General features: G+C 56.5%; 7 protein-coding genes. 3 read left to right on the plus strand and 4 right to left on the minus strand.

The window, feature by feature from the left end:
* From Q0C48_RS02570 to Q0C48_RS02585, 4 genes are all read right to left on the minus strand, one after another.
* A partial coding sequence (locus Q0C48_RS02570; protein WP_291521250.1) for a caspase family protein occupies positions 1–554 on the minus strand: 554 nt, incomplete at its 3' end.
* Positions 555–562: 8 nt separating this feature from the next.
* Entirely contained in the window at positions 563–976 is a 414-nt protein-coding gene (locus tag Q0C48_RS02575) for a TIR domain-containing protein (RefSeq protein ID WP_291521252.1), read from the minus strand.
* Positions 977–1,808: 832 nt separating this feature from the next.
* Positions 1,809–2,876 carry a ribonucleotide-diphosphate reductase subunit beta gene (locus Q0C48_RS02580; RefSeq protein WP_366936984.1) on the minus strand — a complete coding sequence of 356 codons (1,068 nt, stop codon included), beginning with the start codon at positions 2,874–2,876 and terminating at the stop codon, positions 1,809–1,811.
* A gap of 87 nt (positions 2,877–2,963) precedes the next feature.
* A complete protein-coding gene (locus tag Q0C48_RS02585; RefSeq protein WP_291521255.1) occupies positions 2,964–5,816 on the minus strand; it encodes a ribonucleoside-diphosphate reductase subunit alpha in 2,853 nt (950 codons plus the stop codon).
* Between the two features lie 333 nt (positions 5,817–6,149).
* On the opposite strand from Q0C48_RS02585, the gene tldD reads away from it, so the two are divergent.
* From tldD to Q0C48_RS02600, 3 genes are all read left to right on the plus strand, one after another.
* Positions 6,150–7,595, plus strand: coding sequence for a metalloprotease TldD (tldD, locus tag Q0C48_RS02590; protein WP_291521257.1), 1,446 nt, complete (start codon positions 6,150–6,152; stop codon positions 7,593–7,595).
* A 96-nt stretch (positions 7,596–7,691) separates the two neighbouring features.
* Complete coding sequence (gene ftsH, locus Q0C48_RS02595; RefSeq protein WP_291521259.1) at positions 7,692–9,614, plus strand: ATP-dependent zinc metalloprotease FtsH; 1,923 nt, start codon at positions 7,692–7,694, stop codon at positions 9,612–9,614.
* Between the two features lie 53 nt (positions 9,615–9,667).
* Positions 9,668–9,872: dihydropteroate synthase (locus tag Q0C48_RS02600; RefSeq protein WP_291521261.1), on the plus strand; the 205-nt coding region annotated here is incomplete at its 3' end.

Genomic DNA, 9,872 nt, shown 5'->3' on the forward strand with positions numbered 1-9,872 from the left:
CCTGAGGTAGGAGCCGTATGCGGTAATTCCGCTCGTACGGATCTGTGCGGGGGGCGGTGGGTAACTACTGTCTCTACCGCGACCGTTGAGGCTGTAAGAATAGTTACGCCATCGCTGATCTCAGCCACTTGCTGCTGTAGCGCACTTCCTCCTGCGACACCACTGTGACAACTATCAAGAATAATTACGCGGTTTTGAATCTTCGATTGGTTAGCCATAGTCATGATCTCTGCCAAAGGTATACCGTCGTTCCCATACTTGATGTCTGAAGAACAGAGATAACCGCCCGTCGCTTCGATGTGGCCATGCCCCGCAAAGTAGAAAAGAGCAACTTCACCGTCACCCTCAAAAAGGTTTTTGATGGCCTGTCTGAGCTCTTCTCGATCAACTGGATCGCTTGGGCTGGTAGCGGTTAAATGTCTCACCCCGAAATTTACAGATCCATCAGCGTGCCGATCAAGCATTGCCTTGACCGAAAACGAATCGTTGACGCATCCATAGAGCTGTGAAACGTTGGTGTAGTTGTCGATGCCGACTACAAGCGCTTTGCGCATAAAAATTCCTAGATAGAGTATTGGCGAATTGCACTGACTATGGAACTACTTTGCCATTTAACGATTGCATTGGCATTGCTTTTGACTATTTGACTCGTTCTTTCCGATGCCCATGGCTCAACAGCAATGATGGGTTTTCTGTAGTTCTTGGCTATTTCTATTTCTTTGTTGATCCACGATGAATAGGTGCTGTAAACGCCAGCAAGAATGATGACGCAATTGACTGGAGCAACTTGACGCTTAATTGCCTCGTAAAGCGCTTGCGAGGAGGGGGCGTTGTGAATGGGGTCACTTTTTGGTACCGAGTAATCGGTCCATTTGAAGTTCGGATGTTCATTGAAGAATTGAACTAGCTTTTCATAAGCATCGCCATAAACCCAAGAGTGACTGATAAATAGCCTGTAATTAGATAGTGCCGGCATGGTTTCCTCGCGTTAATTTCTGAATCCATAACGTGAATTCGACTGCACCGGGATTGCAGTATAATACCTAATGCTGCCGCATAACATTTTGGATCTCCTCGACTGCATCAATTGTAACAGCTTGATTCTAATACACGTCAGCCAAAATTTGAACGACCGCTCCCGCTGCTTATGTATATATATACATAAGCAGCGTTATGTATACCTCGCGATTATGTATAGTGCGCATGTCGAGCTGACTGTAAGCCCTGTCAATGCTGGCCATTTGGTAGGTGCGGTATCGTGATGCTATACATAAAATTGGTCGATTCGGTGTGTAGTCACCACGACAGCGCTCCGCATGCGCCACAAATCAACACCCCAGCTACCGGCTTGATCGATGGCCACAATGCTGATCAGAGATTTTTGGATCACCATTAACTTACTGCTCGGATAAGGTGATTGCCTGTGAATCCTAGCACTCCTTCCGATCCGGAAGCCTGACACCAATATTCGGCACCGCCGGTGGGCAGCCATCTTGCCGGGGTCTCCAAAACAGCGTTTATTATGTAGAGCTCGCGAGCAAGGTTCGTCCTTACAACCCAGTCGCAGCAAGGCTCTCAACTGTACCGCTATACATAATCGCGAGGTATACATAACGCTGCACTGTGGACATTCGAATTATGGTTGGACATTACGCGCGAGACGAGATTTTTGTGTTTTGGTGCCACTTCACAAGAAGTGGCAGCCGACGTTTAGCTGCCTGGTATCGCTTGATCTCATTTTATGTGTCGCGCCAGTCTCAGTTATGTGGCGAGAATCTCACTTTATGTGTCGTCCAACGGCAGTCCGCTTATTCCCAGCTCAGCGCTCCACCGGTTTGATACTCGGTGACCCGCGTCTCAAAAAAGTTCTTCTCTTTCTTGAGATCCATCATTTCGCTCATCCACGGGAAGGGATTCTGTACGCCTGGATACTGTTGCGGCAAACCGAGCTGCACCAGACGGCGATTGCCGATATATTTGACGTATTCCCTGAAGACGGGTGCATTCAGGCCGAGCACCCCGCGGGGCATGGTATCGTCGGCGTAAGCACATTCCAGTTCCACACCGCGACGGATCAGGTCGATGATTTCCTGCTGGAACGCCTCCGTCCAGAGCTGCGGATTTTCCACCTTGATCTGGTTGGCCATATCGATACCGAAATTGCAGTGCATGGATTCATCGCGCAGGATGTACTGATACTGCTCCGCCGCGCCCACCATTTTGTTCTGCCGGCCCATCGCCAGAATCTGGCTGAAACCCACATAGAAAAAGGTGCCCTCCATAATCGCCGCAAACACGATCAGCGAGCGTAATAACTTCTGATCATTTTCCAGGGTGCCGGTTTTGAAGTGGGGGTCCGCCAGAATGTCGATAAAGGGCATCAGAAATTGATCCTTATCCCGTACCGATGGCACCTCATGATACATGTTGAATATCTCGCCCTCATCGAGACCGATGGATTCGACAATGTATTGATAGGCGTGGGTATGAATGGCCTCTTCAAAGGCCTGGCGCAGCATATACTGGCGGCATTCCGGGGCGGTGATATGACGATACGTGCCCAGCACGATGTTGTTGGCCGCCAGACTGTCCGCCGTCACAAAAAAGCCCAGATTGCGCTTCACGATACGCCGCTCGTCCTCGGTCAGCCCCTTGGGGTCTTTCCACAGGGCGATGTCCCTGGACATCTGAATTTCCTGCGGCATCCAGTGGTTGGCGCAGGCGGCGAGGTATTTATCCCAGGCCCACTGGTATTTGAAGGGCACCAGTTGGTTGACATCGGCGTGCCCGTTAATGATGCGCTTGTCTTCGGCGCGCACCCGTTCAAAACTGGTCATGTCAGTCTCCTCGATGCCACCAGCATGCTCCGGACGCATCGCTAACGGTCCATTGAGAATGGATTCTTTACGAAGATTTTCTTCAAAACTTAACATGATGTTTTCCTTTTTCAAATAATTCCCGTATCACTGACAGGCCTCACAAGTCGGATCGTCGATCGCACAGGCTTTGGGTTGACCCGATATAACAGCATTGAGGGTGCCCGTCTGCACCGTCGATTTTTCCGCTGCCGTGGCGCCCAGTGAGCGCAGGTAGTAGGTGGTCTTCAGGCCGCGTTTCCAGGCCAGCCGGTAGGTCTCGTCAATTTTCTTGCCGGAAGGCTGGCCGAAATAGAGGTTGAGACTTTGGGCCTGATCCAGCCATTTCTGCCGCCGCGCCGCCGCTTCCACCAGCCATTCCGGGTCGGTTTCAAAGGCATTGGCATACAGGGGCTTGATGCTGGCCGGAATGCGATCCACGGGCATGACCGAACCATCGAAGTATTTCAGATCATTGACCATGACCTCATCCCAGAGTTCCAGGCGTTTCAGGTCGTGGACCAGATAGCTGTTCACCACCGTAAACTCGCCGGACAGGTTGGATTTGACATAGAGGTTCTGGTAAATCGGCTCGATGCCCTGGCTGACACCGACAATGTTGGAGATGGTGGCGGTCGGTGCGATAGCCAGGCAATTGCTGTTGCGTATCCCCGCTTTGACCTTGTCGCGCAGTGCAGCCCAATTCAGGCGCTGGCTGCGGTCCACGTCCACGCCGTGCTCACGGCTGGCTGCGAGCAGTTCGATGCTGTCGATGGGCAGGATACCCTGACTCCACAGGGACCCTGGGAAGCTCTGATAGCTGCCCCGTTCCCGGGCCAGATCGGCCGACGCATCAATGGCATGGTAGGAAATGATTTCTTGGCTGATATCGGCAAAGGCGAGGGCTGCAGCCGAAGCGTAAGGAATCCGCATCTGCAACAGGGCATCGGAGAAGCCCATCAGCCCCAGGCCCACCGGCCGGTGCCGCAGGTTGCTGTTGCGCGCCTTGGCGACGGCGTAGTAGTTCATGTCGATGACATTATCCAGCATCCGCATGGCCACCCGAATGGTGCGGCTCAGCTTCTCCTCATCCATGAGCGCCAGCAACTCTTCCGGGCTGCTGTCCTCGCGCAATGCGCCGGTGTCGGTGCTCGCCGTTGCCCGCAAATGGGATACCAGGTTGACGGACCCCAGATTGCAGACGGCAATTTCCCTGGCATTGGTGTTGAGGGTGATTTCGGTGCAGAGATTGGAGCTGTGCACTACCCCGACGTGCTGCTGCGGGCTGCGCAGGTTGCACGGGTCCTTGAAGGTGATCCAGGGATGGCCGGTCTCGAAGAGCATGGTCAGCATTTTGCGCCAGAGATGAATGGCGGGCATGCGCTTGAACAATTCGATGCCGCCCGCATCCGCCATGCGCTCATAGTGCTCATAGCGCTCCCGGAAGGCCGACCCGGTGAGCTCGTGTAGGTCCGGCGTTTCGTTGGGGCTGAACAGCGTCCACATCGCGTTGCTTTCCACGCGCTCCATAAAGAGGTCGGGGATCCAGTTGGCGGTGTTCATATCGTGGGTGCGGCGGCGGTCGTCGCCGGTATTCTTGCGCAGTTCGAGGAATTCCTCGATATCCATGTGCCAGGTTTCCAGGTAGGCGCAGACCGCGCCTTTGCGCTTGCCGCCCTGATTGACTGCCACCGCCGTGTCATTGACTACCTTGAGGAAGGGCACGACCCCCTGCGATTTGCCATTGGTGCCTTTGATGAAGGACCCCAGGGCACGCACCGGCGTCCAGTCGTTCCCCAGGCCGCCGCTGAACTTGGAGAGCATGGCGTTTTCTTTGATGGCTTCGTAGATGTCATCCAGGTCGTCACCCACGGTGGTCAGGAAGCAACTGGACAACTGCGGGCGCAAGGTTCCGGCATTGAATAAGGTCGGTGTCGAGCTGACGAAGTCGAAGCTGGACAGCACTTCATAAAAGGCAATGGCATGGGTTTCGCGGTCGACTTCATTGAGCGCCAGACCCATGGCCACCCGCATCCAGAAGGCCTGCGGCAATTCGATGCGACGCTCCCGCACATGCAAAAAGTAGCGGTCATACAGAATTTGCATGCCCAGATACTGGAAGTTCAGATCACGCTCCGGCCTGAGTGCGGCGCTGATACGCTCCAGATCATACTGTCCCAGACGCGGGTCGATCAGCTCATTCTGGATGCCGGTTTGCAGATAGTCGCGGAAATACTGGGGATAACGTGCGGTCATCTCCGCCTGAGTCGCCGCTTCCCCGAGCACCTCCCAGCGCACGCGGTCGAGGAGCAGGCGCGCCGAGGCGTAGGCGTAGGCGGGATCGCGCTCGATCAGTACCCGGCTGGCAAGAATGGGGGCCTGAAACAGCTCATCCTCGCTGATACCGTCGTAGAGATTCTTGACGGTATTGCCGAGAATGGCATCTATCGACACTGCGCTGCCCAGGCCACTGCAGGCTTCTTCGATAACGGCGCGCAGTCGTGCCATGTCCAGTGCCCGCTGGCTGCCATTCGGATGGCTGACCTTGATAACCGGGACCTCGGCTGGGGTTCCCGCCGCAGCTTGCTGGCGGCGTTCCCGCGCGCGCTCTTCGCGATAAAGCACATAGGCCCTGGCGACTTCGTGTTCGCCGGCGCGCATGAGCGCCAGTTCCACCTGATCCTGAATGTCTTCAATGTGAAAGGTGCCGCCCCCCGGCTGGCGCCGTTTCAGTGCTTCAATCACCTGTTCCGTCAGACGGCTGACGAGGTCACGGACGCGCGCGCTGGCCGCTCCGCTGCCGCCTTCCACGGCCAGGAAGGCCTTCGTCATGGCGATGTGGATCTTGCCGGCGTCAAAACTGACCATCGCGTTGTTGCGACGGATGACTTTGTAGTGGCTCGCTTCGGAGGGGTCGTAGGCAGGGTTGCTGACGATGGCTTGGGCGGCAGGATTAGACATGGGCGACTCCTATGATCGGGGCGTTAGTGGACGCAAACTGCGAGGCAGCGTAAAGGGATACGCCGGGGCGGCGTGCAAAAGCGGATCGCAGAGCGCCCAAGCACTAAATATAGACCTGTTTCTGCTGGTGTCAACTATATCTTGTGCGTAATGTCGTGCACAAGTCTGGCAAAAGATGTGGATAACCTAGCCAGGAGTATCATTTAACAATGAAATTTTATCTCTTGTCCGTGGGCGGAGGGCAGGGTATCTCTGCCGGTTTATGAATTTGGACTTGTTCTAAACCACCGGTTGGGCGCATACTGATCACATTATCTGTCAGGAAGGAACGTCATGACTGCCTCAGCCTTGGAAATTGCCCGCGCCACTCTTTTTGCTCCCGGCGGAATCAGCGAAGGGGAGTTGGAAAAAGTATTCGGCCGCCTCTCCCATCGCGCCCTGGACGATGCCGACCTGTATTTTCAGTACAGCCGCAGCGAGGGCTTTAGTCTGGAAGAAGGGGTCGTGAAGTCGGGCAGTCACTCTATCGAACAAGGCGTGGGTGTGCGGGCGGTGAGCGGTGAACGTCAGGGTCTGGCCTATTCTGACGAAATCGCCGTGGATGCCTTGCTGACGGCGGCAGATGCGGCGCGCGCCATTGTCCATCATCCGGGACAGGGGAAAGGGCTGGTCTGGCAGCGGCGTCAGGGGCTGGCGCTTTATCCGCCTGTCGATCCCCTGGCTTCTCTTCCCAATAGCGAGAAAATCGCCCTGCTGGAACGCGTGGAACGGGCCGCCCAGGCCTGTGATCCGCGCATCGTCCAGGTGATGGCCAGCCTGAGTGCCCGTTTTGAGGTGGTGCTGGTGGCGCGCCTCGACGGTACCATGGCTGCCGACGTGCGCCCCCTGGTGCGCCTCAACGTCTCCGTCATTGTCGAGCAGGGCGGGCGTCGCGAGCAGGGCAGTGCTGGTGGCGGCGGTCGTTACGATTATCAGACCTTTCTTCAGGGCGACATGGCTGAAGACTTTGCCCGTGAGGCCGTGCGTCAGGCTCTCGTCAATCTGGAGGCGGAGGCGGCCCCCGCCGGCTGCATGGAAGTGGTCCTCGGGCCGGGATGGCCGGGCATATTGCTGCATGAGGCTATTGGCCATGGTCTGGAGGGTGACTTCAACCGCAAGGGTACCAGCGCCTTCAGTGGCCGGGTCGGCCAGCGGGTCGCGGCGCCGGGCGTTACGGTTGTCGATGATGGTACTCTGGATGGCCGCCGTGGCAGCCTGAACGTCGATGATGAAGGAACCCCGACCCAGTGCACGACGCTGATTGAAGATGGCATCCTCAAAGGCTACTTGCAGGACACCCTCAATGCCCGCCTGACCGGAACGCGGTCGACGGGTAACGGGCGTCGCGAATCCTACGCGCACTTGCCCATGCCGCGGATGACCAACACCTACATGCGGGCCGGGGATCGCGATCCCCAGGAAATCATCGCCAGCGTTAAACGTGGGCTCTACGCCGTCAACTTCGGGGGCGGTCAGGTGGATATCACTAACGGCAAGTTCGTTTTTTCTGCCTCTGAAGCGTATCTTATTGAAAATGGGAAGATAACCCGGCCAGTCAAAGGCGCCACCCTGATTGGCAACGGCCCGGATGTGCTCACCAGGGTTGAAATGATCGGCAACGACCTCCAACTAGATACGGGAGTGGGCACCTGTGGCAAGGATGGCCAGAGTGTGCCCGTAGGTGTTGGGCAGCCGACTCTGAAAATCCGTGATCTGACCGTGGGTGGAACACAAGGTTGAGAACCCTGCTCTTGTCAGGGTGTCTTGGGAAGGCTAACATCGAGCGATATATTGGTCTTATAATCGGTCTAATTCTCCCATTCGGGGGGTGTGCGAATGAATAATGTATTAAAAAACGTGCTGTTGTGGGTGGCGATTGGCGTCATTCTGATGCTGGTGTTTCAGAACCTCAATACGAGTAGTTCGACGCCGGCTCAGGCTATGGATTTCTCGACCTTCGTGAATAGTATCAAGCAGGGTCAGGTCGCCGATGTCACCATCAACGGTAATCATGTGAATGGCAGCCTCAGCTCCGGGCAGCAATTCAGCGTCTACACCCCGGTAAACGACACGCAAATCGTTCCCCAACTGCTGGCTGCCGGGGTGAAGATCTCGGTCAAGCCGCCGGAAGGGCAATCACTGTTGCTTTCTGTCCTCATCTCCTGGTTCCCGATGCTCTTGCTGATCGGTGTGTGGATTTTCTTCATGCGCCAGATGGGCGGTGGTGGCGCGGGCGGTCGGGGAGCGATGACTTTCGGTCGCAGCAAGGCGCGGATGCTGACGGAAGAAAACAATAAGGTCACTTTTGCCGATGTGGCGGGCATTGAAGAAGCCAAGGATGAGCTTGCAGAGATCGTTGAATTCCTGCGCGATCCGCAGAAATTCCAGCGCCTTGGCGGACGGATTCCCAAGGGCGTATTGCTCATGGGTTCGCCGGGTTCTGGTAAGACCTTGCTGGCGCGTGCCATTGCGGGCGAAGCACGGGTACCTTTCTTCTCTATCTCCGGCTCCGACTTTGTGGAAATGTTTGTTGGTGTCGGCGCATCGCGGGTTCGCGATATGTTCGAGCAGGCTAAAAAGCATGCCCCTTGCATTATCTTCATCGACGAGATCGATGCGGTGGGTCGTCAGCGCGGTGCTGGTCTGGGTGGCGGTAACGACGAACGCGAGCAGACCCTGAATCAGTTGTTGGTGGAGATGGATGGTTTCGAGGGTACTGAGGGCATCATTGTTGTTGCCGCCACCAACCGTCCGGATGTGCTGGACCCTGCGTTGTTGCGGCCCGGTCGTTTCGACCGGCAGGTCACTGTACCGTTGCCGGACATTCGCGGGCGCGAGCAGATTCTGCAGGTGCACATGCGTAAGGTGCCGATTGCCCCGGACGTAGACCCCAAGGTCATTGCCCGGGGTACCCCTGGTTTCTCTGGCGCGGACTTGGCCAATCTGGTCAATGAAGCGGCGCTGATGGCGGCACGCAGGAGCAAGCGTCTGGTAGATATGCATGACTTTGAGGATGCCAAAGACAAGGTCATGATGGGGGCTGAACGCAAGTCGGTGGTCATGAGCGACAAACAGCGGGAAACCACGGCCTATCACGAGTCGGGCCATGCGGTGGTCGCTAAGTTGTTGCCGGGCACGGACCCGGTGCATAAAGTCACCATCATTCCGCGTGGTCGGGCCCTGGGGCTCACCATGCAGTTGCCGACGGAGGATCGTTTTAATTACGAGCGTCAGGAAATTCTCTGTAACATCTCCATTCTCATGGGTGGGCGCATTGCAGAAGAAGTGTTCCTCAACCAGATGACGACAGGCGCGGGTAACGACATTGAGCGTGCCACCGACCTGGCGCGGCGCATGGTGACCCAGTGGGGCATGTCCGGCATCGGGCCGATGGTCATTGGTGAAAAAGAGGAAGAGGTGTTCATTGGTCGGGAAATGACCAAGCACAGCAATATCTCCGAGCAGACGGCGAGAACCGTAGACGGAGAGGTGCGCGATATTATCCAGGAGCGCTACGGCATTGCCCGTAAGCTGATTGAGGAAAATCGCGACAAGGTCGAGGCCATGGCCCGGGCTCTGCTGAAGTATGAAACGCTGGACGCGGGGCAGGTGAGTGACATCATGGCAGGCCGCGACCCGCAGCCGCCGGTAGAGGGTACGGGAAACTATCCCTCCACACCCGGTGGTAATGTCACGACGGCCGACAAATCGGGCGGGCAGCCGTTGCCTGGCCTGAATCCGGGAGAACACCCCGTTTGACCCTGACGCTGGATTGCAACGGGCGCCCGCTGGTTCTCGGGCGCCCTTGTGTTATGGGGGTGCTCAATATCACCCCTGATTCTTTTTCCGACGGTGGCACCTATCTGTCTGTGGATGTTGCTCTTACGCGCGCTAAACGGATGTGGGAAGAGGGCGCCGATATCATCGATATCGGGGCGGAATCCACCCGTCCCGGGGCGCCAGCGGTGGCGCTGGAGGAAGAGTTGCGGCGCCTGCTGCCGGTATTAGAAGCGGTGG

The organism is Acidithiobacillus sp. (assembly GCF_023255755.1).
In the GTDB taxonomy this organism is placed as follows: domain Bacteria; phylum Pseudomonadota; class Gammaproteobacteria; order Acidithiobacillales; family Acidithiobacillaceae; genus Acidithiobacillus.